This is a genomic window from Actinoplanes sp. NPDC023936 (genome assembly GCF_040639325.1).
GTDB lineage: Bacteria > Actinomycetota > Actinomycetes > Mycobacteriales > Micromonosporaceae > Actinoplanes.
In genome coordinates, this window is sequence record NZ_JBEZZR010000044.1 from 1 (window position 1) to 24750 (window position 24750).

Genomic DNA, 24750 nt, shown 5'->3' on the forward strand with positions numbered 1-24750 from the left:
CCAAGCCCAACTCCTCGCCCTACTCAACATCGATCCCACCCGACCACGATGGCTATAACGGCAGTCCACAACCATGTGCGAAGTCCACGTCTAGCTGGTCACCATCGCTGCTTTCGTTCGCATTCGGCAGTCCGCATCCCGCCAAGCCGACAGCACTCAGCACCAGCTGGTCCAGCTAGCCAACAGCGCTGTCCCATAATTCACACACATCGATGCCGCAGACCTCGGCTGGCGCACAGTGCAGTCACAACGCTCACCGAGAGCACTCAGCACCAGCCGAGCACGACGAGCTGGTTCACAGTGCTGCGCATCGGCACCCCAAACAGCACTGTGAACCGGCTGGCCGCGAGAGCTGCCACGACAACAGCCCGAACCAGCCGGACCAGCTGGCCGTGAAAGCTGCCGCGAACCAGCCGGGCCAGCCGGCCGCCGGCCGCGAGCGCCGCCTCGTCCCACGCCCACGCGCCGCAGCCGCAGGCACCGAGTTATCCACAGCAACCCGTCACGGCATCAACCGCGCCAATTCAGCCGCTATGATCCCGGCCGTCTTCTCCGGATGCCGATTGACGTCATCGGCGGTGAAGCGCAGCACCGTCCACCCCGCCAGCCGCAACGCGTTGACCCTGGCCAGATCGCGCCGGAACTGGTCCCGGTCACGATGATGATCACCCTCGTACTCGACCGCCAGCCGCGCCGCCGGCCAGCCCAGATCGACCCGGCCGACCAGCTTTCCCCGTTCGTCACGAACCTCGCACTGGGGTCGCGCGCCCGGTAGGCCCGCATCACCGAACAGCAGGCGCAGCCGTGTTTCCATCGGCGACTCGGCCCGGGCGTCGGCGAGGCGCAGCGCCTCCTCGAGCCGGGCGATCCCGGGCCACCTGGGGCGTTGCCGGATGAGGACGGACACGTCGCCGGGGTCGAGGCCTCGGTGCAGCAGCGCGTCGAGGACGACGACGGCTTCGCTGCGTGGCAGGCGGCGGCCGAGGTCGAACGCGGTGCGTTCGACGGTGGTGACGGGGAGGCCGCCGGTCACGGTGAGGTCGGTGTCGGCGAGTGTCGTGTAGTGCGCGGAGATCCGGCGATCACGGATCATCCAGCCGTTGCGGGGTGCGACGACGGAGACCGGGGATCGGGGGCGCACGAGGTCGGCGCCCCACAGGTAGGCCGCGCTGAGCCCGCCGATCGCGGTGCCCGGTGGAAGCAGCAGTGCGGTTGCCGCGCACCGGACCCCGTGGTCGACCGGAAGGTCACGGTGCGCGTAGACGTCAGGCAGCAGACGTTGCCAGGCGGGGCCGCGGAGCTGGCCCTTGGTGAGCAGGCCGGCGGCTGTCGCGGCGGAGCCTCGGAACGGCACGGTCAGCGGGGCAGGCATCCGGACAGGGTGCCGCAGATCCGTGGCGGCCCGGGGCGAGCCTGTGGACAATCCAGTTGGTTAGCCTGTCCTAACTTGTCGAAGTGGGGATCATGACGGACAGCCTTCTGCTACGCGCGATCAAACGTCACCGCGGCCGGCTCGCGGGTGGGGTCGCCCTGCTCTGCCTGCACCAGGCCACCGAGGCGATGGTCCCGGTGACGATCGGGGTGATCATCGACCGGGCGGTGGCGACCGGGGACGGCACCGCGCTGCTGGCCTCGCTCGCCGGGCTGACGGTGCTCTTCACGGTGCTGGCGATGGCCTGGCGGTTCGGGTCTCGGCTCGGGTTCGGTGCGGCGGAGCGGGAGGCGCACCTGCTGCGGGTGGAGATCGCCGAGAAGGCGCTGGACCCGCGCGGGCAGACGTCCGGGCTGCGTGACGGTGAGCTGCTCAGCGTCGCGGCCGGGGACACCGAGCAGGCGGTGGAGGCGGTGCGGGCGGTCGGACTGGCCGCGGCGGCGTGCACCGCGCTGCTGGTGTCGGCTGTCGCGCTGATCGTGGTGAATCCTCCGCTCGGGGCGGGCGTGCTCGTCGCCGTACCCCTGGCGCTCTTGGCTCTGCAGCGGCTCGCGCCGCTGCTGACCCGCCGCAGTGACGCCCAGCAGGCGGCTCTTGCCCGGACGACCGCGCTGGCCGTCGATCTGGTCACCGGGCTGCGGGTGCTGCGTGGCATCGGGGCGCAGCATCACGCGGCCGGGCGGTATGCCGCAGCGAGTGGGCACACGCTGACGCAGACGTTGCGGACCGCGAACACGAAGGGCCTGCATCTGGGCCTGACCACGGCGGTGAACGGGCTGCTGCTGGCCGCGATCACCGGGGTCGCCGGGTGGCTCGCGCTGCGCGGTGAGATCACCGTCGGTGAGCTGGTCGCGGTGGTGGGTCTGGCGCAGTTCATCGCCGAGCCGGTGCAGACGCTGGGCTGGTGTGTGCAGCTGTTCGCGACGGCACGGGCGTCGTCCGCGCGGGTCTCCAAGGTTCTCGGCGCGCCGCCGGCCATCCGGCCGGGCGACGCGGGCGTTCCGGCGGCGGCTCCGGAGCGCGTCGTTCTCTCCGGCATCGGGTACGGGGGACTCGAGCGCCTCGGATTGACAGTCAGATCCGGGGAGATCGTCGGTCTGCTGGCCTACGACGCACGGGACGCCGAAGCCCTGCTCGCCCTGCTGGCCGGCACCGTGGCGCGGGAGGACTACCGGGGCACGATCCTGATCGACGGCGCGCCCGCGGAGACCTTGGACATCGCCGGGTCCCGGAGCGTGGTGCTCGTCGAACCGCACCACGTGACGCTCTTCGAGGGGACGCTGCGGGCGAACCTCGGTGGCAAGCCGGACGCCGAACTGACCGCGGCGATCCACGCGGCCGCCGCCGAGGACGTGCTGGTCGCCGCCGGCCTCGATCATGAGCTGCTGGAACGGGGCGCGAACCTCTCCGGCGGCCAGCGTCAGCGGGTGGCGCTGGCCCGCGCGCTCGCGGCCGATCCCCCGGTGCTGGTCCTGCACGATCCGACGACAGCGGTGGACGCGGTCACCGAGGCGCTGATCGCCGACCGGCTGGCCGCGAAGCGCGGCCGGGACACGCGCGGCACTCTCGTGATCACCAGTAGCCCGGCGCTGCTGCGGGCCGCGGACCGGGTCGCGGTGCTGGACGGCGGCGCGGTGGTCGCCGAGGGAACCCATGACGAGCTCGTCGCGGCCCAGCCGCGCTACCGGGAGACGGTGCTCCGATGAGCCGGATGCTTCTGCCCACCGCCACGCCGCGCGAGACGTGGGCGGCGACCCGCGCCGAGTTCGCCCGGCTGCCCGGCCTGAGCGCGGCGGCCGTGGTGCTGCTCGTCGGCGCGTCGGCGACCGGCCTGGTCGCGCCGTGGGTGCTGGGCCGCCTGGTGGACGACGTGATCGCCGGGGCCGGGACCGAGCAGGTGCTCGGACATCTCGCGGTGATCGCGGCGGCGGCGATCGTGGGCGGGCTGCTCACGGCGGCCGGCGCGGCGGTCTTCGCCCGGCTCGGGGAGACCGTGCTGGCCCGGCTCCGGGAGCGGGTCGTGGACCGGGCGCTGCACCTGCCGTCGGCGACCCTGGAGCGGACCGGGACCGGGGACCTGGTGGCGCGTACCGGCGACGACGTCGCGGTGGTCGCCAACGCGATCACCGGGGGCGGCCCGATGTTCGTCGGCGCGCTGCTCTCCATCGTGCTGACCGCGGCCGGCCTGTTCGCCCTGGACTGGCGGCTCGGCCTGGCCGGACTGGCCGCGGCACCCGGGTACGCGCTGAGCCTGCGCTGGTACCTGCCCCGGTCGATGCCGTTCTACGTGAAGGAGCGGGTCGCCTCGTCGGAGCGGGCACAGGCGATGGCCGGTGCTCTGCAGGGCGCCGCGACGGTCCGGGCCTACCGCCGGGAGCGGGAGCAGACCGAGCTGATCGAGCAGCGGTCCCGGGTCACCCGGGACCTGGCGCTGGACGTGTTCACGCTCTACACCCGGTTCAGCTCCCGGATCAACATGTCCGAGCTGATCGGCCTGTCGGCGGTGCTGATCGCCGGGTTCCTGCTGGTCGACAACGGCATGGCGACGGTCGGCGCGGCCACCTCGGCCGCGCTCTACTTCCACCGGCTGTTCAACCCGATCGGCCTGCTGCTGATGGAGGCGGACGTGGTGCTGCAGGCCGGGGCGAGCCTGGCCCGGCTGGTCGGGGTCGCGTCGCTCCCGGTGCCGGTGGAGAAGACGATTCCGCCGCACACGCCGGGGCGGCTGACCGTGCGGGTGGCCAAGCACTCCTACGAGGACGGCCCGGTCGTCCTCTCCGGTGTCACGCTCACGCTCGAACCCGGCGAGCGGGTCGCCCTGGTCGGCGCAAGCGGCGCCGGCAAGACCACGCTCGCGGCCATCGCCGCCGGGATCATCGAGCCTTCCGACGGGTCGGTGGAGCTCGGCGGCGTACCCCTGAGCGACCTGGGTGAGCACGCCACCCGGCGGCGAATCGCCCTGATCAGCCAGGAGGTGCACGTCTTCGCCGGGCCGCTCGCCGACGACCTGCGGCTGGCCCGGCCGGGAGCGGCCGACGCGGAGCTGGCCGCCGTGCTGGAGCGGACCGGCGCGACCTGGGTGGCGAGCCTGCCGGACGGCCTGGCGACGCATGTCGGCGAGGGCGGGCACCGGCTCACCGCCGCCCAGGCGCAGCAGCTGGCCCTGGCCCGGCTCCTCCTGGCCGACCCGGAGGTCGCGGTGCTGGACGAGGCGACCGCCGAGGCGGGCAGTGCCGGCGCTCGCGACCTGGAACGAGCCGCGGCCGCCGCCACCGAGGGCCGGACCACCCTGATCGTGGCGCACCGCCTCACCCAGGCCGCCGCCGCGGACCGGATCCTGGTGCTGGACGACGGCCGGGTGATCGAGGAGGGCAGCCACCCGGAACTGCTCGCGGCCGGCGGCCGGTACGCCACGCTGTGGAGCGCGTGGCGTACCTCCTGAGAGCCGTGTCAGAGCAGGCCGGACCGGCGGGCGCGGGTGACCGCCTCCCGCCGCCGGCTCGCGTCCAGCTTCCGGTAGATCGACCGCAGGTGCGCCTTGATCGTGTTGACCGAGACGCCCAGCTCCTCGGCGATCTCGTTGGCGGTGAGCACCGACGGCAGGAAGCGGAGCACGTCGAACTCCCGTTCGGTCAGCGGTTCGAGCACCTGCTCGGCCGGGCGCAGGTGCTCGGCGCCGAGCGCCCGGAACGGCCGCGTGATGCCCGCGGGCTCGGCCAGGGCGACGGCCCGGGCCATCGCCGCGGTGGACCGTGCCGCGTCGCCGCGCGCCTCGGCGGACCGGGCGAGCGCGATCCACGCGGAGACCGCGGAGAGCACATCGGACCGTTCGGTCACCCGGGTCAGCAGGTTCTCCCCCTCGGACCGGTGGCCGAGCGCGAGGAAGGCCCGGCCGAGGATGAGCAGTTCGGCAGGTGACGGGCCGGGGACGTCGCGGAGCCGGTCCACCACCCGGGCGGGGTGCCCGGCCAGCAGGTCGATCTCGCACTCCACGGCGTCCAGCCAGCGCTCGATCAGCGGCGCCCGCAGCGACGGCGCCACCTCGTCACGCGCCTGGCGCAGCGCCGCGGCGGCCGCCACGTGGTCGCCGCCCGCGATCGCGAGGTGTGCCCGCACCAGCATCGACACCACGGCGAGCGTGGCCTCGGCAGGGTCGGTCTGTGAGTGTCGTGCCTCGCGGAGCACGGCCTGGGCCTCCACGAGGCGGTCCCGTTCCACCTCGACCAGGGCGAGCGCGAGGTACGCCCCGGTGACCTGGATCGTTCCCGTGGCGCCGAAGCGCTCGGCCCGGCGGTAGGCCGCGCACGCCCGCTTCTCGGCCTCGCGCAGGTTCCCGTCGAAGTACGCCATCAGCGCGAGGTGACTTTCCGCGTTGACCGCGCTGAGCAGTAACCCGAGGTCACGGGCCTGGGCGGAACCGCTGTGCAGGTGCTGCCGGGCCTCCGCCGGCCGGAGCGTCCAGAGCAGGCCGAGCCCTTTGTTGACCGTCGCGACGGCGCGGACGACCGCCGCGATCGGCACGGCCAGCCGCTCGGCCTCGGGCAGCCGGTCCAGGATGCGGTCGATCGCCAGCACCATGCCGGGCATGTCGCCGGTCACCCGCATCAGCGCGCTCGCCTCGATCAGGTCCACGATGGCGCCGATCACCACCCGCTCGTCCGGCGGGCGGCGGAGCAGCAGTTCCCGGGCCCGGCCGATCAGGCTCGGCAGGGCGCCGAAATCCCCGTCGAAGAGCACCAGCAGGGCCGCGCAGACGACGAACTCCGGGGTCGTGGGGAGCAGCTCGGGCGGGATCCGCTGGAGCAGCGCGGCGAGCTCGGCCCGCTGCGGCGAGAGGCTGAGACCCGGGGCGAGCGTGACGACGAGGTGGCTCAGGTACTCCCAGTCCTCCGCGTCGGCGGCGTGCCGCAGCGCTTCCGGGGCCATCCCGGCTCCGGCGTACCACCGGGCCGCCCGGGCGTGCAGCGCGGCCACCTCGTCCGGCGCCTCGCGCTCCAGCCGGCGGCGCAGCTCGGCCCGGAGCAGCCGGTGGTACCGGGTGCCGATCACCAGGCCGGTGGTCCGCTGCAGCGCCGGCAGGATGCGCCGGCCGGCGGCCCCGCCGGTCAGCGCCCCGGCGAGGTCCTCGTTCACCTCCTCGACGATGCTGGTCCGGGTCAGGAAGCGGCGGACGGTCGCGGTCTGCCCGGCGAGCACTTCCCGGGACAGGTAGTCGCCGATCACCTCGCCGGGGTCGGCCGTACCCGCGGCGGCGGCCAGCCGCAGCGCCACCGGCCAGCCCTCGGCGAGCGCGGTGATCTCGGCGACCGGCAGGGCCGGCTGCAGCTGCCCGACCAGCGCGGCCGCCTCGCCGTCGTCGAACCGCAGATCGGCGGCGCCGATCGGGTAGAGGCCGCCGGTCGCCCGCGGCACGTGCAGGGGCAGGTCCGGCTCGTTCCGGCTGAGCAGCATCAGCCGCAACCCGGCCGGCTGCCGACGGATCAGGGCCGCGAGCACCCGCAGCGCCGGTGAGCCGTCGATGGCGTGCAGGTCGTCGAGGACCAGCGGCACCGGGCGGCCGAATCCCGCGGCGAGCCGTCGCAGGGCCGCCTCGTTCGCGACGTAGCCGAACCGGCCCGCCACCGCGGCCGGCGGGAACGCGGCGTTCAGCGCGGCCGCGACGCCCGAGCAGAACTCCGGGACCGTCGCGTGCCGGCGGCCCAGCGTCAGCCAGGCCACCGTCCGCGGCTGCCCGCCGGCCCAGCCGGCGACGAGCGTGGTCTTGCCCCAGCCGGGTCCGGCCTGGACGGTCGTCACCGCGCGCTGCACGCCCTCGTCGAGGAGGGCGTGCAGGCGCGGGCGGATCAGGTGTGGCTCGGCTATGGCGGGCCGCTCCGTGGACCTCATTGTCACCCCGGGTTCGGTCGGGGCGCGACTGCGTGAACCGGCTCTCGGTGGCGAGGGGCCCGGGCGTCACGCCAATGGCACAGTGCGTCATCGTCGCATCGGAGCAGGTCAATCGCCGTCAGCAAGGCGACACAAGATCAATCAAGGTGATCGATCCCTCAGGCATAGTAGGGCTCGGTCGGCGGCGGCCGCCGGTTCGGCCCCGGCTGCTGCGGCTGCGGTCGCGGCTGCATCACCGCGGCCAGACCGTCCAGGATCGCGTCCACCTGCGGCCGCAGCATCCGCCAGTCCCGGCCCGCGGCGAGCGCCTCGTTCTCCGCGTCGATCGCCGGCACCAGGTCGCGCAGCAGCACCGCGATCTGACTGGCGCTCGCGTGCCGCTCGCCGTCCGGGGCGTTCTGCGACAGCAGCCCCCAGCGGGCGGAGAGATCGAGCAGGTCGTCGCGGACCGGCGGCCAGACCAGCCCCCGCTCCGCCGCGGTCCGGGCGGTCAGCATCGGCGGCAGGCGCACCCCGAGCAGACTGCGCGTCTCGGCGGCCAGCACCCCGCCCTCGCCGTCCCACGCCGTCTCCCGCCGCGATCTGCTGATCACCACGACCGCGATCACTCCCCCGATCGCCAGGAAGAGCAGCAGCCAGGGCCAGAAGCTCCCGGTGTCGCCGGTGTCCGAGACCGGCGCGGCGGCCTGCGCCGACTGCGTCGCCTCGGCCTCACTTTCCTGGGTACGGGTCTCGGCCGGCTCTGTCGTCCCGGGGGTGTCTCGCGTCTGCGTGGGCTGGGCATCGCCGGTACTCGTCGTCCGGGGCGGGTCGGTGGTCCGCTCCACGGTCGGCTCCGGATCGGCGGTCTCCGTGGTCCGGGTCGGTTCGGTGGTCCGGGTCGGTTCGGTGGTCCGGGCCGGGTCCGTGGTCCGTTCCGGATCCCGCGTCGATTCGGTGGTCCGCTCCGGATCCCGCGTCGCCTCGGTGGTCCGCGCCGAATCCTGCGTCGCCTGTGTCGTCGTCGTTCGTTCCGGCCGGTCGATCGAGGGCACCGCGGTCGGCAGCGACACGCCGCCACCGTCCTCACCCTCCCCGGTGCAGCCCGCCACACCCAGTGTCAGCGCCGCCACCAGGGCGAGCGCGAGGCCGGCCCTCACGCGACGATTCGCAGTTCGTGACTGGTGCCGTTGAGACGGCGGCCGGCGTTCTCGGTGACCGTCACGATGTCCTCGATCCGCACCCCGAACCGGCCGCGCAGGTAGATCCCCGGCTCGATCGAGAAGCACATCCCCGGTACGAGCGGCAACTGCTCACCCTCCACCAGGTACGGCGGCTCGTGCGTGGTCAGCCCGATCCCGTGCCCGGTCCGGTGGATGAACTGCTCGCCGTACCCGCCCTCGGTGATCACCCGTCGTGCCACCCGGTCGATCTCCTGACACGCCACGCCCGGCTGGACCGCCTCGAACGCGGTCTGCTGCGCCAGCTTGACGAGCTCGAAGACCTCACGTTCCGCCGCCGACGGCTCGCCGACGTGCACGGTCCGGGTGGTGTCCGAGCCGTACCCGTCCTTGAGCCCGCCGAAGTCGAGCACCACCATGTCGCCCTCCCGGATCACCCGGTCGCCCATCTCGTGATGCGGGTTGGCGCCGTTCGGCCCGGACCCGACCACGGTGAAGTCGACCTGCGAGTGCCCGTGCTCGCGCAGCAGCCGGGCCAGATCGGTACCGACCTCGTGCTCGGTGCGGCCGGCGAACCGTACGCCGACGATCTGCTCGTAGGCCGCGTCGGCGGCCGCGCCCGCCGCGGCGAGCCGGTCCACCTCGGCGGCGTCCTTGACCGCCCGCAGCATCGGCAGCGAGCCGGTGATCGAGGTGTACCGGGTCTCCCGCAGCGCGTCCTGGAGCCCGAGCAGGTGCATGGCCCAGGCCGAGTCGGAGAGCGCGTACCGGCCGAGCGGGTCGAGCAACCGGGCGGTGGCCGCGTACGGGTCGGACCCGTCCGCCCAGTCGGTGATCGTCACCGCCGTGGCGCCCGGCGCGGCCTCGGCGTCCGGACGTTCCAGCATCGGGACGATCAGGTGCGGGTCGTGATCGGCGTCGAGGACCAGCATGGTGATCCGCTCGGTGATCGCGGTCGGCTGGTACCCGAGGAAGTAGACGAGGTCGGGTCCGGGCGTCACCAGCACACCGGTGAGCCCGGCGCCGGCGGCCTGGGACAGTGCCCGCTCCATGCGTCGGGTGAAGTCCTTGGCGGTGAACGTCATGTCTGTGGGCCTCCTGAGACAGCCGCTTCTACGGGTCGGGTCGGGATCGTGTGGCTGGTCCCCGCCGCGGCCGCCGCGCGGTGCGCAGCGGTCGTCTTCTCCGCCCGGTGCCGCCGCATCAGCACGATCAGCGCGACACCGGCCGCGCACATCACGGTGAGCAGCACGGACGCCCCGGCCAGCCCGGCCGCGAGGGCGTCGGCGGTGGACGCGCCGTCGGCGGTCCGGTTCGCGCTGACGCCGGTGGAGACGGTGGCGGCCCCCGCGACGGCGAGCGAGCCACCGACGTACCGGGCCATGTTGGAGATGCCGGACGCCTGGCCGACCTGGTCGGCGGGCACGGCCGAGGTGGAGGCCGAGGAGGCCGGACCGTTCGCCACACCGAGACCCACAGCGATCGCGATCATCGGGAGCACGAAGGCCGCGTACGACCAGGAGGCGGTCACGAAGGCCATCCCGGCGGCGCCCGCGGCGGCCAGCGCGAAACCGAGGCCGACCGCCCGGGCCGGGCCGATCCGCATCGCGAACGGGGTGATCAGCGGCGTGACCGCGATCATCGCGGCGGCGGCCGGCAGCGTCGCGACACCGGCCACGAGCGGCGACATGGCGAACGTGGCCGGATCCTGGAAGTAGAGGCTGAACAGGTACATCAGCGCGTTCAGCACGCCGGCGACCAGCAGGATCGCGACGGTCGAGCCGACCAGCACCCGGTTCCGCAGCAGGCGCAGGTCGACCAGGGGCGCGGCGGCCCGGCGCTCGGCGGCCACGAAGCCGAGCGCGCCGAGGACCGCCACCACCAGGCAGCCGATGGTCGGCAGCGAGAGCCAGCCCCAGTCGCCGCTCTTGCTCAGCGCGAGCACCAGCGGGACCAGGAGGACGGCGACGAGCACGGTGCCGAGCCAGTCGATCGATCGTGGCCGGTGCGGGTCGCGGGACTCGCTGACCGCCCTGAGGGTGAGCGGGATGCAGGCCGCCGCGATCGCCGCGTCCAGCCAGAACAGCCCCTGCCAGCCGGTCGCGCCGACGAGCGCGCCGCCGATCAGCGGACCGGCCGCCGCGCCGATCGCCGACGCGGCGCCCCAGAGCGTGATCGCCTTCATCTGCGCCGCTCCGGACGAGGCCACCGAGAGCAGGCTCATCCCGCAGGCCAGGATCGTGGAGCCGGCCGCGCCTTGGATCATCCGGCCGCCGATCACCCCGGCCGCGCCGTCCGAGAGCGCGATCAGCGCGCAGGACGCGACGAAGAGGACCAGGCCGCCGAGGAAGATCCGGCGACGGCCGAAGACGTCGCCGAGCGCGCCGGAGGTGACGATCACGGCGGCGCCCACCAGCATGTATCCGGTGACCGCCCACTGCAGCGTGTCGACCGGAACGCTCAGGTCCGCGCTGATCGCCGGGAGCAGGATGGTGACCGCCGAGGTGTTCGCGTTGACCACGAGAGCGGACACGCAGGCCGCCAGCAGCACACCGATTCCCGCGGCGCGGTCGGTACCGGTCGTCGACATGTGCCTCACTGTCGCCGCCGGCGCCGGGCCGGAGCATCCCTCGCGCCGGGTGATTTCCTCCGGGCCGGATCCGCCTAGCGTGCATTCGCGGAGGCGGCGTTCACGGAAGCGGCGTTCACGGAGGTGGCATTCCCGGGGGGTGGCGATGACCGAGCCGACGACCTCGGAGCAGGAACTGCTCGAGTTCCTGCTCTATCTGGGCAGCGGGCTCACCGCCGCCGGCGAGGCGGTCACCCAGATCCAGGACCGCCTGCAACAGGTGGGTGCGGCGTACGGCGCTCCGCAGGCCCGGATCAGCGTCTTCCCGACGCTGATGGTGGTGTCGCTCGAGCCGGGCCGCCCGGCCACCCAGGAGCCGACCAAGCAACTGTACGGTGGGCTGCGGCTGGACCAGACGGCCGAGCTCTACCGGATCCTCTGGGCCGCCGAGCACGGCGAGATCGATCCGGGCGAGGGCAGCCGCCGGATCCTCGCCCTGGTGAAGGCGCCACCCCGCTTCGGCCCGGTGATCCGGGTGACCGGCCACGCCGTGCTCACCACCGGCATCTGCCTGATCCTGCTGCCGACCTGGAACGACCTCGCGCTCGCCGCCCTCTTCGGCGTGCTGGTCGGCGTCTTCAAGCTGGCCGGCGTCCGCTGGCCGGCGGCACAGATGGTGATGCCGGTGGTCGCCGCGCTCACCGTCTCCTCGATCACCTTCCTGATCGCCGGCTCCGGATGGATCGACGCCGACCTGCGCGCCATGGTCGCCCCGCTCGTGACGTTCCTGCCCGGCGCGATGCTGACCATGGCCGTGGTGGAGCTCTCCGCGTACGAGATGATCACCGGGGCCAGCCGGCTGGTGGCGGGCATCATGCAGTTGCTGCTGCTCGCGTTCGGCATCCTCGGCGCCGCGCAGCTCGTCGGCGTGCCACCGCCCACCGCCGCGGCCGACGTGCCGGCGAGCGCGCTCGGCTGGTGGGGGCCGTGGATCGGCCCGCTGATCGTCGGGCTCGGCAACTTCCTGATGCTGGCCGGGCCGCCGCGGACGTTCGGGTGGCTCTGCGTCGTGCTCTACGCCGGCTGGACCGGCCAGTACTTCGGCAACCTGGTGCTCGGCGGCTACCTCAGCGGTTTCATCGGCGCGGTGGTGCTGACCGTGGTGGCGTACATGGTGGAGCGCTTGCCCTCCGGACCGCCGGCGCTCGTCTCGTTCCTGCCCGGGTTCTGGCTGCTGGTGCCCGGCGCGCTCACCCTGATCGGGATGACCGAGTACCTCGGGCAGGACGCGGTGCGCGGCGCCGAGGACCTGGTCGGCGCGGTCAGCTCGATGCTCGCTGTCGCCCTCGGCGTGCTCTGCGGGCACCCGCTCTACCGCGGGCTGGCCCGGACGATCCGGAAGGTCCGGCCCGGATGACCTGCGGGAGCCGCTCGGCCGGGCTATCACCCTCCCGGGGTGAGGACTGATCAGCCGGCGGGGTCCAGGCTGGAGATCGTGCAGAGCCGACTCCGCCTCGGCGGCCACCCGGTGCAGCCGCTGCTGCTGATGTTCCCGCTCGGGCTCTTCGTGCAGGCGCTGCTCTTCGACCTGGCGAGCCTGCTCGGCGCACCGCCGCTGGTCGGCACGCTGGCCTTCTGGAACCTCCTCGCGGGCCTGGCCGGTGGCCTGATCGCCGCCCTGGCCGGCGGTTTCGACGCGTTCGCCGCCCGCGGACCGCAAGCCGCCCGGGAGGCCTTCCTCAGCCTTCTGCTCGACACCGGCGTGCTGATCTTCTTCGCGGTGCTCACCCTGATGCGGGTCCGCAGCGAGGATCGGCTGGCCGGTCCCGGACTGGTCGCCCTGGAGGCGCTGGGCCTGGCCGCCGCCGTCGTCGGCGGCTGGTACGGCGGCCGGATCATCGGGCCGAACCGCTCGCCGGGGATGAGGCGCGAGACATTCAAGACCACTGATGATGCCGCCGGGACGAGATCCCGAACCGTGGAAACGGAGGCAGCGTGAGCGCAATGGATGTGCCCGCGAAACGACCGGCAGCCACGCCGGCCGCAGCGGCGAGTAAACCCGGAACGGGCAAAGCGGTGGCGTACATCTCGTGGGTGGCGCTGGCGCTGATGACCACCAGTTCGGTGGCCAGCCTCCGTCCGTCGCCCACCATGGCGGTGTACGGGCTGGCCAGCATCTTCCTCTACGTCGTACCGGCCATCGTCTTCCTGCTGCCGACCGCCCTGGTCTCGGCGGAGCTGGCGTCCGGCTGGGAGGGCGGCGTCTTCAAGTGGGTCAGCGAGGGCATCTCCAAGCCGGCCGGTTTCTTCGCGGTCTGGTGCCAGTTCGCCATGACCATCTTCTACTACCCGAGCCTGCTCGGCTTCGTGGCGAGCACCCTGGCGTACGTGATCAATCCGGACCTCGCGTCCAGCGGCGTCTGGACCGCCATCGTGATCATGGTTTGTTACTGGACCGGTGTCTGGGTGTCGTCCCGTGGCACCAGCGGCGTGGCCGGGCTGGCCAGTGGCGGCCTGATCATCGGAACGCTGATCCCGGGCACCCTGCTGGTGATCCTCGGCGTCGCGTTCCTCGGCCAGGGCAACGAGTCGGCCGCCCCGATGACCGCGAGCAACCTGCTACCGGCCTGGGCGGGCCTGTCCAGCCTCGTGCTCATCGTCAACAACTTCCTGTCGTACTCCGGCATGGAGATGAACGCGGTGCACGTCAGCTCGCTGCGCAAGCCGGGCACCGAGTTCCCGCGGGCGATGTTCATGTCGATGGGCCTGGTGCTGCTCATCTTCATCCTGCCGGCCCTGGCGATCAGCTGGGTGGTGCCGGCCGAGCAGTTGTCGCTGACCGCCGGCGTGATGCAGGCCTTCGACGCGGTGTTCGCCGCGTTCGGCTCGCAGTGGCTCACCCCGATCCTCGGCATCATGCTCGTCGCCGCGTCGCTCGGCGGCATGCTCACCTGGCTGGCCGGTCCGTCCAAGGGCCTGCTGCTGATCTCCCGCCAGGAGGGCTACCTCCCGCCGTTCCTGCAGAAGCTCAACAAGCACGGCGTGCAGCAGAACATCCTGGTCACCCAGGGTCTGGTCACCACGCTCATCGCGCTGGCCTACGCGTTCATCCCGGACGTCTCCAGCGCGTACTGGATCTTCTCGGTGATCACCACGCAGGTCTACCTGATCATGTACCTGCTGATGTTCGTGGCCGCCGTCCGGCTGCGCCGCAAGCACCCCGACCACCCGCGCGGCTACCGCGCCCCGATGCTCACCGGCCTCTGCGGCGTCGGCTTCGCGGCGTCCCTCGCGGCCCTGCTGATCGGGTTCATCCCGCCCTCGCAGTTCGGCTCCGGCAGCGTCGGTGTCTATCTGGCGGTCGTCGCCGGCGGCGCGCTCGGGCTGGGCCTGCTCGTCCCGTACCTCTTCCTCCGCCTGCGCAAGCCGTCCTGGCGGACCGAACCCTCCGCGTCCGAGGAGGCCGTCGCATGATCAAGAACAACACCGTCCTGTACGTGACGGCCGGCGTCCTGGTCATGGTGCTCGTCGTGATCTCGCTGCTCACCTTCCACAGCGCCGAGGAGAACGCGGAAGCCACAGCACAGGCCGAGCAGCTCCGGGAAGAGCTGCTGGCGGCCGGGATCGCGGCGCCGCCGGCCGACCAGCTCGCGGCCGTGCTCGGTGACGACGGCGGGGCGGCATGCCTCGATCCGGGCGACGCGCTGCGGCGGAACGTCCTGCTCCAGCAGCTGACCAACGGCGCGGCCGGACCGGGACAGCGGCCGGTGATCGCCGACGCCAAGGTGGTCCAGGGACAGATCCTGATCATGTCGATCTACTGCCCGGACACGCTGGCGGCGTTCCGGCAGGTGGTCGACGACCTCAAGTTCGCGAAGGTGGCCTCATGAGCCTCGAACATCGCGTCCAGGAGCTGATCGGACGGGCCCGGACCGACCTGGGCGAGCTGGTGGCGATCCCGTCCGTCGCCGATCCCCGGCAGTATCCGCCGGAGGAGTGCCTGAAGGCCGCGAACTGGGTGGTGGAACGGTTCGCCGAGGTCGGCTTCACCGGTCTCGGCCTGCGGGAGACCAGCGACGGCAGCAAGGCCGTCTACGGCGAGCGGCTGACCGCCGGGCCGGACGCGCCGACCGTGCTGCTCTACGCCCACTACGACGTGCAGCCACCGCTCGACGAGCAGGCCTGGCACACGCCGCCGTTCCAGCTGACCGAGGTGAACGGCCGCTGGTACGGCCGGGGCGCCGCGGACTGCAAGGGCAACATCGTCATGCACCTGACAGCGCTGCGCGCGCTCGGGGACGACGTGCCGGTCAACCTGAAGCTGATCGTGGAGGGCTCCGAGGAACAGGGCACCGGAGGGCTCGAGGACTTCGTCGAGCACCACCCGGACCTGCTGCGCGCCGACGCCATCCTGGTCTGCGACACCGGCAACGCAGCGGTCGGCGTGCCGGCCGCGACGGTCACCCTGCGCGGCATGGTCAACCTGGTGGTGTCGGTCGAGGCGCTCGCCGGCGAGCTGCACTCCGGCATGTTCGGCGGCGCCGCTCCGGACGCCCTCGCCGCGCTCATCCAGATCCTGTCCACGCTGCGCGACGCGGCCGGGAACACCACTGTCGCCGGGCTGGAGCACGACCAGACCTGGTACGGCGCGCCGTACCCGCCGGAGCAGTTCCGCTCGGACATCGGCCTGGTCGGCGACGCCGGGCTGCTCGGTGACGGCACGGTCTCGGACATGCTCTGGGCCCGTCCGGCGGTCACCGTGCTTGGCATCGACTGCCCACCGGTGGTCGGCTCGGCCGCGGCCATCCAGCCGCGCTCCCGGGCCCGGATCAACCTGCGGGTGCCGCCCGGCACGGACGCGGTGAAGGCGCAGGACGCGCTGATCGCGCACCTGCACGCGGCAGCGCCGTGGGGGGTGCGGGTAACCGTCGAACCGGAGGCGCTGGGCCAGCCGTTCGAGGCGCGCACCGGCGGCCCGGCGTACCGGGCGCTCGCCGCGTCGATGCTCGAGGCGTTCGGCCGGGAGATGACCACTCTCGGTCAGGGCGGCTCGATCCCGCTCTGCAACGTCTTCGCCGGGACCTACCCGGATGCGGAGATCATCCTGATCGGCGTGGAGGAGCCGCTGGCGCTCATCCACGCCCCCAACGAGAGCGTGGATCCCGGTGAGATCGCCCGTCTGGCGCTCGCCGAGGCCCACTTCTTGAAGCGGTACAGCCTCCAGCGGTAGCGCGGATAGGAGTGCGGGCACAGGGAAGCGGGTCCGGCGTGGGGGTCCGGACCCGCTTCCTGCTGCTGTTGCCCTTCAGCCCTTCCGGCTCACCAGACGACTCCGCGTGACCTGGTCGTGCAGCACGCTGAAGTTGACCTCGAGCTTGCGGATCCGGCCGTCGTCGTCCAGCCAGGCCGGGCGAACCGTTGTCACCCAGCGTGCCGGCATCCGCGGTCAACGCCGCGCTTTCCGGAAACCCGCGGACGCCCCAGGCCCCGCAGGATGACGCAGACCCCATAGCGCTCCACGGTCACCGGCAACCGACCGTGACACACGGCCGCATCGGCGCGCACTACCGGGCGGCGGTTTTAGCCAACAGCGTCAGAACTCGGCACCAGCCCGCACGCCTGGCTGATCACCGCCCGGCTGCGCATGGCGTGCACTCTGTTCGAGACCGGTGATCGGACCGTCGAGGAGATCGCCCGCCGCACCGGACTGCTCGGTGAAGGCCGTCGGCCCACGGCCCGCCGCCGCCCCCCGTGAAGGCTGCGGCAGCGCCTTCACGATGATGGTGCCGATGCTGTCCCCGAGAGAAGGCGGAATACCGTGAGCGAACCGATCGATCCTGACGACAGCGAAGCCGTTGACGCTCTCCTGGGCCGTGTCCCCTGGTCGCCACAGTTGCATGAAGAACTCGGAAAGACGGTGACGGCCGAGCAGCCCGGTCTACGGGAGATTTTCGACAACGACCGGAACAACATCAATGCTGGGGGCAGCGACGCGGAGTTCGGTGAGTACATCGTCGAGCGTCTCCCCCTCTGGGCGGTTCCGCTCGCGGAGAAGCACCAGAACCCCACCTGGGCCTGACGCCGCACAGAGGCACGAGGCCCGCCGAGCAGACCCGACGGGCCTCCTGCTGATCGGCCAGATGCTCGGCCGCACGATCGGCATTCCGCGGCCGACGAGCGCTGCCTGTAGTTCATTCCGAGGTGGCGTGAGCGGAGTCGAGCAGAGCCACCTCATCCTGAGACAGGCGTAGTTTCCCGGCGGCCACGTTCTGGGCTCAACACCAAAAGGAAAATGGCCTGCGTTTCCGCAGGCCATTCGCCGTATTCTGCCGGGCTGAAAGGATCACAATCAGGCGGTTACGGTACGGGCGCCGCGCAGTCCCGAGATCGCGCTGATCACCAGCAGCAGCCCGGCGAAGATGACCGCCGTGGCGCCGATGAACAGGAACGCGTTCAGTCCGATGTTCGGCCAGACCAGGATCGCGATACCGGCCAGCACCGTGACGAGGCCGAGCCCGATCCGCCATCCGCCGCCGTCGCGGCCGGAGCCGAGCGACACGAAGATCTCGGCGAGACCGTCCAGCATCCAGCCGATCGCGACCAGCACCAGCATCAGCGCCAGCGAGGCAACGATGTTCCGCAGGCAGAGCAGGCCGACGATGGCGACCAGCAGGCTGAGCAGGATGCCGAGCACCCGGTAGAGCACCGGGTGGTTCGGCGCGTAGAAGAGCAGCAGCAGCATCCGGGTCACGCCCATCAGCAGCAGGTTGAGGCCGAACAGGAAGCCGACCACCCGCAGGGTGGCCTCGGGCCAGGAGAACGCGACGATGCCGAGCACGATGGCTGCCACGCCGAGGACGAGCCGGGCCCAGTGCCAGGAACGCGAGTGGTCCATCACCGCACCTCCCGGCCGTGCACGGCGAGGCTGTAGATGACCAGCACACAGGTGCCGATGATGATGACGCTCCAGGCCGGGTAGGCCGGCAGGAAGAGCAGGTTGCCGAGGGCGCTGACGCCGGCGACGCCGATGCCGATCACCCGCGCCCACGTCTTGCCGTAGAAGACCCCGATCCCGGCCGCGATCGTGACGAGCCCCAGCGTCAGATGCGTCCAGCCCCACACGGTGTAGTCGAGGGTGAGCCCCAGGCCGGAGCTGGTGGTCACGTAGTACTCGTCCCGGGTGATCGCGACGATGCCCTCGATCGCCTGGAAGCCGCCGAGGATCAGCAGCATCATTCCGCTGAAGACGACGAGGCCGGGCCAGATCGTGGGTTCGGCCTCGGGGTGGGTCCGGGTATCCGACATCCGGTGCTCCTTTCCATTCATGGGACATGCTCACGACGGGCCGGTGTCGGGCGCGTCATCCCCGGTGAATGAACGTTTCTCGGCATCCGGTTGGCGCCAGCGCCGGGGCCGCCAGTTCTCCACCACCTTCGCCACCGCCGTGACGAGGAAGAGCTGGCCGACGAGCGCTTCGAGCACCGCGACGCTCTGCGCCGGATTGCCGGCCGGGACCAGATTCCCGTACCCGGTAGTGGTCATCGTGACGAAGCTGAAGAACAGCGCGTCGGCGAGATCCGGGTCGCCCTGGGCGCCGAAGAGCGGGCCGGGCTGCAATGCGGCGAGGCACTCGTAGGCGAACCCGAAAGCCATACCGATCAACAGGTACGCGGCGAGCGCCCCCAGCACTGTCTGCCGGTCGACCTGGTCCCGGCGGCCGAGATGCCGGACGATCGGATAGGGCGCCAGCAAGTAGAGCGCGCTGGCCGCCGAGAACGTCCAGCCGATCAGCGGGGACTGCTCGGCGAACAGGTTGAGCGCCGCCGTCACGAGCGCGAGCAGGAAGACCAGCGCTGCGGCCCGCCGGAAACCCGCGCGGGCACCGGCGACCCGCAGCACGTGCCACACCGTGAAGCTCTGCACGAACAGGAGCAGCGCCACCATCCACCGGTTCCCGGCGAGGAGCGCCAGCACGTAGGTCGCCAGGATCATCACCAGCACGGCGCCGTACCCGCCGCGCGCCGGAGGGCTTTTCAACGCAACGTGCCCGGTGGCGCGTCCGGATCCTCGTCCGGGGGGAGCCGGCGCACCTCGATGAGCCGCAGCCCCAGTCCGTGGATCCGGGAGATCAGGCCCACCACCGCGGACTGGTCCGGCAGTGAGCCGTGCAGCACGGTCTCGGGCGGCTCCACGCTCACCGTGAGATCGTGTAACTCCGCGAGAACCTCTTCGGGGATCACCCCGGAGACCCGCACCTGGTATGTCGCATCGGGCATGAGCTGCCCCCTCTCTCCGCCGGACTGCTCAACCAGTGAACTTGCCGCTGTTCTCGCGCTCGGCTTCCATCAGCGCGATCTCCTCGATGCCGGGCACCACGATCTCCGGATCCGGGGTGAAATCCAGGCTCCGGGCGCGTCCCTTGTAGTCGACCGCGTTGAGGATTACCCGCATGGTGTTGAGCCGGGCGCGTTCCTTGTCGTTGGAGCGAACGATCAGCCAGGGAGCGGCCCGGGTGCCGGTCCGCTTGAGCATCTCGTACTTGTGGGTGGTGAAGTCGTCCCAGCGGTCCTGGGCCTGCAGGTCGATCTCGCTGAGCTTCCACTGGCGCAGCGGATCGGTGCGGCGGCGCTCGAAGCGGGCGGCCTGCACCTCCCGCGTCACGCTGTAGTAGAGCTTGAGCAGGATCGTGCCCTGCCGGACCAGGTCCTTCTCGAACCCGGTGACGCCGAGCAGGAAGTCGCGGTACTCCTTCGGGCTGCAGAAGCCGAAGACCCGCTCGACCATCGCGCGGTTGTACCAGCTCCGGTCGAACAGGACGATCTCGCCGCCGGCCGGGAACTGCGCCACGTACCGTTGCAGGTACCACTGCGAGCGCTGTTCCTCGGTCGGCCGCCCGAGCGCGACGACCCGGTAGTGCTTCTCGTTCATGAACCGGGTGACTCGCCGGATCGCGCCGCCCTTGCCCGCCGCGTCCCGCCCCTCGAAGAGGACGATCATCCGGAGGTTCTCGGCCTCGAGGTGTGCCTGCAGCTTCAGCAGCTCGACCTGCCAAGGACGCAGCCCACGTTCAGCCCTCTGACCCATCCGGTCCTCCTCGCTCGCCGATCGTCACAGCGTGTGCCGCTTCGGGTGACCACACGTCACCCCGCACGGATGAGGCCACGCCCACCGGTCAGACCGGGGTGCCGGACTCGGCTTCGCCGCGGACCCGGGCGTGCAGCAGGCCCAGCCGGAAGAGCCGCTCCAGGCGGCGGACCGTGAACGGGTGCGACTGCGGCAGCTGCGCCAGCTCCACCCAGAAGCCCCGCAACTGCTGCCCCTGCCGGACCAGTTCCTCGACGTCGGTGGTGTGCTCGGTGTGCCGGCCGGAGGCGAGCATGACCAGTCCGGACGCGCCGGACGGGCAGAGATGCGCGCCGTGTCTGTCGCAGGAGTACTCCCGCAGGCGGGACAGCGACGGGCCGAGGATCGGGATGCGCTCCGAGTACGCGACCGAGAGCTGGTACCAGAGCGAGACGTGATGCAGTTTGATGTGGCCGAGCTCGTGGCCGAGGATGAACCGCAGCCCCTCCCGGTTGTTCTGGTAGAGGTTCACGAACAGCTCGTTGGCGAGCACCACGTAGTCGTGCCCGGTGGCCTGCGCCGCGAACGCGTTGAGGGTGCCGTTGCCGTTCGCCAGATAGAGGTTGGGACGGCGGGACAGTCCGAGCCGGTGCGCGAAGTCGTCGGCGGTGCGGTACAGGTCGGCGTACTGGCGGGGGGAGAGCTCGACAGCGGTGCCGCGGATCGACGCGCGCTGCGTCTCCCGGATGATGATCAGGAAGGGGATCAGCAGGAGCAGGCCGATGGCGGCGGATCGTACGGCGGTGGCCCACCCGCTGTCCCGCAGCCGCTCCGGCAGGAACGGCAGCGTGACGGCGGCCTGGATGATCAACCAGATGATGATCAGGTTGAGGACCACCATGAAGACGTAGAAGGGCACCTCAGCGGGGTGTCGCAACCTGGTGCCGGAAGGCGCTCTCGACACGACGGTCCTCCTGTCCGCGGGGGATGTGACGGCCGACGATCCGCCACCGCGGCCGGTGGCACCTCATCCCGCCGGAATGAGGCCGGGGCGGGCCGGCGGCACGAGGCTTGCGGCATGGAGCTCGCCGACCCCGTCGCCCCGGCCCAGCGCTGGCTGGCCCGCCTCGCTTTCCTCGCCGCCGCGGCGGCCGTCCTGCTCGTGCTCGCGGTCGCCGGTCTGCGAGCGAGCCTGTTCCTGGTGCTGGTCGCCGTCATCGGCACGGCCGCCGCGCTCGCCGCCGCCTGGTGGTTCCTCACCCATCGCGGGGTGCTGCGCTGGCTCGCCGGGGTGATCGTGGTGCTCGCGCCGCTGGTCGTCGCGGTGCTCTTCGCACGCGCGAACCTGATCTGGGTGGTGCTGGTCTTCGGACTGCTCTGGACGGCCGCGGTGACGGCCGGGAGGAGGGCATTGGCTTCGCCCACCCCCGGGGACGGCGAGTCGGCTCCCTATGAGAGCCCGGCGCCGCTCCACCCGTACCTGATCATGAATCCTCGCTCGGGTGGCGGGAAGGTCGAGCGGCACCGCCTGGCCGAGCGTGCCCGCGCGCTCGGCGCGCGAGTGTTCCTCCTGGACGGGCCGGCGGTGGACGTGGCCGAGGTGGCCAGGCAGGCCGTTCGTGACGGCGCCGACCTGCTCGGCGTGGCCGGCGGCGACGGCACCCAGGCCCTGGTCGCCGGGATCGCGGCGGAGCACGGCGTGCCGTTCCTGGTGATCTCCGCGGGCACCCGCAATCACTTCGCGCTCGACCTGGGCCTGGACCGGGAGGATCCGGCGACCTGCCTGGACGCGCTCACCGACGGCGTCGAGGTGCGGATCGACCTGGGCCTGATCGGGGACCGGACGTTCGTGAACAACGCGTCGTTCGGCGCCTACGCGTCGATCGTGCAGAGCCCGGCCTACCGGGACGACAAGATCGGAACCACACTGGACCTGCTGCCGCGGGCACTGGCCGGCACCGACGAGCGGCTCCGCCTCACCGTGGACGGCACCACCGTGACCGGGCCGCAGGCCGTGCTGGTCAGCAACAACCCCTACGCGGCTGACGACATCGCCGGGCTCGGCCGCCGATACCGGCTCGACGGCGGCGTGCTCGGCGTCCTGGCGGTGACCGTGCGCAACGCCGCCGACGCCGCCGGGCTGATCAGCGGGCGCGGGCGGGCCCGCTCGCTCACCGTCCGCAGCACCGGTCAGGTGGTGATCGACGCCGACCGGCCCGCCGTGCCGGTCGGGATCGACGGCGAGTCGGTGGTGCTGCCGACCCCGGTGTGCTGCGAGATCCGGCCCGGGGCGCTGCGGGTACGCGTGCCCCGCCACCGTCCCGGCGTCCCGCCGCCACCGCCGGAACTGGATTGGGCCCGGCTGCGTCACCTGGCCTTCATCCGGCGCGGGTGAAGTAACAGGGACCACACGGCGGCATCCTCGCGGTATGACACGTAACCCCGGGATACTCACCGCGATCCTGGCGGCGGCCGTCCTCGGCACCGGCGGCTGTGCCGGCGCCGAGGCGAACGCCCCGGCAGTATGCGAGAGCTTTGCGACAGTGCAGAACACGGTCACCCAGATCCGCAACGCCAACGTCTCGGAGAACGGGCTGACCGCGGTCCGCCCGTACGTCACCGAGCTCCTCGATCAGCTCAACCAGCTCGTCCTCGACGCGCAGGCGCAGTTCAAGCCGCAGGCCGACCAGCTGCGCACCACCGTCGACCAGCTTTCCGCCAGTGTGGACAGCGCGCGGGCCGAACCGGGCGCCGCCACGTTCGCGGCCGTGCGCACCGCGATCACCGCGGTCGGCGACAGCGCCCGTGCCCTGCGCGAAGCGATCTCGGGGAGCTGTTGATGGAAGTCGAGGAGAGCCGCGCCACCGGCTGGGTCGCCCTTGTCCTCTTCGGCGGCATCGCCCTGGTCCTGCTCGGCACCGTGCACCTGCTGATCGGATCGCTGGCGCTGGGCCGTCCCGAGGTGCTGGCCGGCACCCGTGGCAACCTGCTGCTGCCGATCTCGCTGACCGCCCTGGGCCTGCTGCACATGGCGCTCGGCGCGCTCGCCGTGATCACCGGCGCCGCCCTGTTCCTCGGCCGGCTCTGGGCCCGGATCGTGGCGTTCCAGCTGGCCCTGCTGATCGCGATCGTCGACTTCCTGTTCCTCGCCCAGCACCCGATCTGGTCGGGCATCGGGCTGGTGCTCTCCGTCCTCGTGATGTGGGCGATCGCCCGGCACGGCGCCGAGGTGGCGGACGCGCAGGGGAAGTGATCCTCCGCCGCGTCGACGACCTGCAACGGCGGCACACCGTCCTGGGCTTTCCCTGGGCGGTGATCCGCAAGTACCTCGACGATCGGGGCGCCCGGGAGGCCGCCCTGATCACCTACTACGGATTCCTCAGTCTCTTCCCGACGCTGCTCCTCGGGGTGGCGATCGTGAGCCAGCTGCTGGTCCGCCGGCCCGAGCTGCGGCAGGAGCTGGTGGCCGCGCTCGTCCCACCGGCCCTGCAACAGGACATCGAAGCCGGCATCGCGCAGATGTCGGAGTCGTCCGTCGCGCTCGTCGCCGGTGTGATCGGGCTGCTCTTCTCCGGCACCGGCGTCGTCTTCTCCGCCTACGAGACGCTCAACCACCTCGCCGGCGTCCCGTTCCGGGACCGCGGGATGATCTCCCGCTACCTCCGGGTCCTCGCCGGCCTCCTGGTCATCCTGGCCGGCCTGCTCGCCGTGGCCGCCGCCGCCTGGCTCTCCCCCGCCGCGGCGCTGATCGGCTCCTGCCTGATCGCCTTCCTGATGCTCCTGCTGGTGGCGAAGCTGCTGCTGGCCCGCCCGGCGCCGGTCGCGAAACTCTGGCCGGCCGCCGCGATCGGCGCCCTCGCCGTCACCGCGATGCTGAACCTGGGCGCCTCGGTGCTGCCGGAGCTGGTCCGGCGGGCGGGGCGGGTCTACGGCGCGTTCGCCACCGTGGCCGGGGCGTTCACCCTGCTGTACCTGCTGAGCAACGTGCTGGTGTTCGCCGCCGAGATCGCCGTGGTGCGGCACGCCCGGTTGTGGCCGAGGGCGCTGGACACGGCGCGGCCGGCGGCCGCCGACCGGCGGGCCATGGAGTTGCTGGCGCGCGAGCAGGAACGGGTGCGGGGGGATCGGGTGGCTTACACGTGGCGGCATCCGGGGTGAAGGCCGCGCTTCGCGGAAAGCTACGGACGCTCTGTGCCCCACAGAATGACGCAAAGCAGCAGCGCTCCGCCGATGCGGTAGCCCACCGTGACATCGCGTGGAATCGGCGGGGTTCGGAGGGATCGGTCGCGGGGCGTCTGTTCGGGACGTGAGGTGGCGCTGCCGGATGCCGATCGTGGAGTGGTGTGGGTCGGCTGGCGCTCAGTGCTGACCCCGCTGGCTAATCAAGGAAACTCCGCTACACGGCTGTCGCGAGGTGGCATACCGAGCCCTCGAGTCAGCGGAAATAGGACCTCAACGAAGACCTGGCGGCCCGGGGGCCTGGCGACTGGTCAGCGGTGGCCGCACCCACCTCCCACCTCGCCGATCTTGGAATGCGCCGTCCCAGCCGTAGCTCAGGCATGTGATCAAGCCCGGATAGCCGCTCTGGCCTACGGCTGGCGTGGCCCGGCCGTAGCTCAGGCATGTGCTACGGCTGGCGT

24 protein-coding genes are annotated in these 24750 nt (G+C 71.9%); 12 read left to right on the forward strand and 12 right to left on the reverse strand.

What is annotated here, in order from left to right; all coding sequences use genetic code 11:
• Nucleotides 1-502: 502 nt before the first annotated feature.
• Nucleotides 503-1372 (reverse strand): DUF559 domain-containing protein, encoded by an 870-nt coding sequence (locus AB0F72_RS36060; RefSeq protein ID WP_360441459.1) that lies wholly within the window; start codon nucleotides 1370-1372, stop codon nucleotides 503-505.
• A 92-nt stretch (nucleotides 1373-1464) separates the two neighbouring features.
• Here AB0F72_RS36060 and AB0F72_RS36065 point away from each other — a divergent pair, with 92 nt between their 5' ends.
• Complete coding sequence (locus tag AB0F72_RS36065; protein WP_360441462.1) at nucleotides 1465-3138, forward strand: ABC transporter ATP-binding protein; 1674 nt, start codon at nucleotides 1465-1467, stop codon at nucleotides 3136-3138.
• The gene (locus AB0F72_RS36070) at nucleotides 3135-4874 is read left to right on the forward strand and encodes an ABC transporter ATP-binding protein (RefSeq protein ID WP_360441465.1); all 1740 of its coding nucleotides are present in this window, start codon (nucleotides 3135-3137) and stop codon (nucleotides 4872-4874) included. Before AB0F72_RS36065 ends, AB0F72_RS36070 begins: the two co-directional genes overlap by 4 nt.
• Before the next feature lie 8 nt (nucleotides 4875-4882).
• Here AB0F72_RS36070 and AB0F72_RS36075 read toward each other — a convergent pair whose 3' ends face one another.
• The 4 genes from AB0F72_RS36075 to AB0F72_RS36090 all read right to left on the reverse strand — a co-directional run bounded on the left by AB0F72_RS36075 (nucleotide 4883) and on the right by AB0F72_RS36090 (nucleotide 11068).
• Nucleotides 4883-7318, reverse strand: a complete 2436-nt coding sequence (locus AB0F72_RS36075) for a LuxR C-terminal-related transcriptional regulator (RefSeq protein ID WP_360441468.1) — start codon at nucleotides 7316-7318, stop codon at nucleotides 4883-4885.
• Between the two features lie 158 nt (nucleotides 7319-7476).
• Nucleotides 7477-8457, reverse strand: a complete 981-nt coding sequence (locus tag AB0F72_RS36080; protein WP_360441471.1) for a hypothetical protein — start codon at nucleotides 8455-8457, stop codon at nucleotides 7477-7479.
• Nucleotides 8454-9563, reverse strand: coding sequence for an aminopeptidase P family protein (locus AB0F72_RS36085; RefSeq protein ID WP_360441474.1), 1110 nt, complete (start codon nucleotides 9561-9563; stop codon nucleotides 8454-8456). The genes AB0F72_RS36080 and AB0F72_RS36085 overlap by 4 nt, the downstream gene beginning before the upstream one ends.
• A complete protein-coding gene (locus AB0F72_RS36090) occupies nucleotides 9560-11068 on the reverse strand; it encodes an MFS transporter (protein ID WP_360441477.1) in 1509 nt (502 codons plus the stop codon). The genes AB0F72_RS36085 and AB0F72_RS36090 overlap by 4 nt, the downstream gene beginning before the upstream one ends.
• A gap of 145 nt (nucleotides 11069-11213) precedes the next feature.
• Here AB0F72_RS36090 and AB0F72_RS36095 point away from each other — a divergent pair, with 145 nt between their 5' ends.
• The 5 genes from AB0F72_RS36095 (at nucleotide 11214) to AB0F72_RS36115 (ending at nucleotide 16277) form a co-directional block, all read left to right on the forward strand.
• Nucleotides 11214-12464 (forward strand): threonine/serine exporter family protein, encoded by a 1251-nt coding sequence (locus AB0F72_RS36095; protein WP_360441480.1) that lies wholly within the window; start codon nucleotides 11214-11216, stop codon nucleotides 12462-12464.
• A 78-nt stretch (nucleotides 12465-12542) separates the two neighbouring features.
• Complete coding sequence (locus AB0F72_RS36100; RefSeq protein WP_360441483.1) at nucleotides 12543-13046, forward strand: DUF2231 domain-containing protein; 504 nt, start codon at nucleotides 12543-12545, stop codon at nucleotides 13044-13046.
• Between the two features lie 5 nt (nucleotides 13047-13051).
• Nucleotides 13052-14521 carry an APC family permease gene (locus tag AB0F72_RS36105; RefSeq protein ID WP_360441643.1) on the forward strand — a complete coding sequence of 490 codons (1470 nt, stop codon included), beginning with the start codon at nucleotides 13052-13054 and terminating at the stop codon, nucleotides 14519-14521.
• Complete coding sequence (locus AB0F72_RS36110) at nucleotides 14518-14937, forward strand: hypothetical protein (protein WP_360441485.1); 420 nt, start codon at nucleotides 14518-14520, stop codon at nucleotides 14935-14937. The genes AB0F72_RS36105 and AB0F72_RS36110 overlap by 4 nt, the downstream gene beginning before the upstream one ends.
• Nucleotides 14934-16277 carry a dipeptidase gene (locus AB0F72_RS36115; RefSeq protein WP_360441488.1) on the forward strand — a complete coding sequence of 448 codons (1344 nt, stop codon included), beginning with the start codon at nucleotides 14934-14936 and terminating at the stop codon, nucleotides 16275-16277. The genes AB0F72_RS36110 and AB0F72_RS36115 overlap by 4 nt, the downstream gene beginning before the upstream one ends.
• A gap of 363 nt (nucleotides 16278-16640) precedes the next feature.
• Here the strand turns inward: AB0F72_RS36115 and AB0F72_RS36120 are convergent, their stop codons facing one another.
• Nucleotides 16641-16946: a hypothetical protein gene (locus AB0F72_RS36120; RefSeq protein ID WP_360441491.1), complete on the reverse strand. Its 306-nt coding sequence runs from the start codon at nucleotides 16944-16946 to the stop codon at nucleotides 16641-16643.
• A gap of 18 nt (nucleotides 16947-16964) precedes the next feature.
• Here AB0F72_RS36120 and AB0F72_RS36125 point away from each other — a divergent pair, with 18 nt between their 5' ends.
• Nucleotides 16965-17126 carry a hypothetical protein gene (locus AB0F72_RS36125; RefSeq protein ID WP_360441494.1) on the forward strand — a complete coding sequence of 54 codons (162 nt, stop codon included), beginning with the start codon at nucleotides 16965-16967 and terminating at the stop codon, nucleotides 17124-17126.
• A 270-nt stretch (nucleotides 17127-17396) separates the two neighbouring features.
• Here AB0F72_RS36125 and AB0F72_RS36130 read toward each other — a convergent pair whose 3' ends face one another.
• From AB0F72_RS36130 to AB0F72_RS36155, 6 genes are all read right to left on the reverse strand, one after another.
• Nucleotides 17397-17942, reverse strand: coding sequence for a DUF308 domain-containing protein (locus tag AB0F72_RS36130; RefSeq protein WP_360441496.1), 546 nt, complete (start codon nucleotides 17940-17942; stop codon nucleotides 17397-17399).
• Nucleotides 17942-18352 (reverse strand): hypothetical protein, encoded by a 411-nt coding sequence (locus AB0F72_RS36135; protein WP_360441499.1) that lies wholly within the window; start codon nucleotides 18350-18352, stop codon nucleotides 17942-17944. Before AB0F72_RS36135 ends, AB0F72_RS36130 begins: the two co-directional genes overlap by 1 nt.
• Before the next feature lie 30 nt (nucleotides 18353-18382).
• Nucleotides 18383-19084: a potassium channel family protein gene (locus AB0F72_RS36140; protein ID WP_360441502.1), complete on the reverse strand. Its 702-nt coding sequence runs from the start codon at nucleotides 19082-19084 to the stop codon at nucleotides 18383-18385.
• Nucleotides 19081-19323 carry a hypothetical protein gene (locus tag AB0F72_RS36145; protein ID WP_360441505.1) on the reverse strand — a complete coding sequence of 81 codons (243 nt, stop codon included), beginning with the start codon at nucleotides 19321-19323 and terminating at the stop codon, nucleotides 19081-19083. Before AB0F72_RS36145 ends, AB0F72_RS36140 begins: the two co-directional genes overlap by 4 nt.
• A gap of 28 nt (nucleotides 19324-19351) precedes the next feature.
• On the reverse strand, nucleotides 19352-20131 hold the full coding sequence (gene ppk2 / locus AB0F72_RS36150; protein WP_360441508.1) for a polyphosphate kinase 2: 780 nt from the start codon (nucleotides 20129-20131) through the stop codon (nucleotides 19352-19354).
• An 88-nt stretch (nucleotides 20132-20219) separates the two neighbouring features.
• Nucleotides 20220-21074, reverse strand: a complete 855-nt coding sequence (locus tag AB0F72_RS36155) for a M48 family metallopeptidase (protein WP_360441511.1) — start codon at nucleotides 21072-21074, stop codon at nucleotides 20220-20222.
• Nucleotides 21075-21188: 114 nt separating this feature from the next.
• Here AB0F72_RS36155 and AB0F72_RS36160 point away from each other — a divergent pair, with 114 nt between their 5' ends.
• Genes AB0F72_RS36160 through AB0F72_RS36175 form a run of 4 tightly spaced genes read left to right on the forward strand, consistent with a single transcriptional unit; the run spans nucleotide 21189 to nucleotide 24268 of the window.
• The gene (locus tag AB0F72_RS36160; RefSeq protein WP_360441514.1) at nucleotides 21189-22505 is read left to right on the forward strand and encodes a diacylglycerol kinase family protein; all 1317 of its coding nucleotides are present in this window, start codon (nucleotides 21189-21191) and stop codon (nucleotides 22503-22505) included.
• 34 nt (nucleotides 22506-22539) lie between these two features.
• A complete protein-coding gene (locus AB0F72_RS36165) occupies nucleotides 22540-22950 on the forward strand; it encodes a hypothetical protein (RefSeq protein WP_360441517.1) in 411 nt (136 codons plus the stop codon).
• The gene (locus tag AB0F72_RS36170) at nucleotides 22950-23363 is read left to right on the forward strand and encodes a hypothetical protein (RefSeq protein ID WP_360441520.1); all 414 of its coding nucleotides are present in this window, start codon (nucleotides 22950-22952) and stop codon (nucleotides 23361-23363) included. Before AB0F72_RS36165 ends, AB0F72_RS36170 begins: the two co-directional genes overlap by 1 nt.
• Nucleotides 23360-24268: a YhjD/YihY/BrkB family envelope integrity protein gene (locus AB0F72_RS36175; protein WP_360441523.1), complete on the forward strand. Its 909-nt coding sequence runs from the start codon at nucleotides 23360-23362 to the stop codon at nucleotides 24266-24268. Before AB0F72_RS36170 ends, AB0F72_RS36175 begins: the two co-directional genes overlap by 4 nt.
• The last annotated feature ends 482 nt before the right edge of the window (nucleotides 24269-24750 follow it).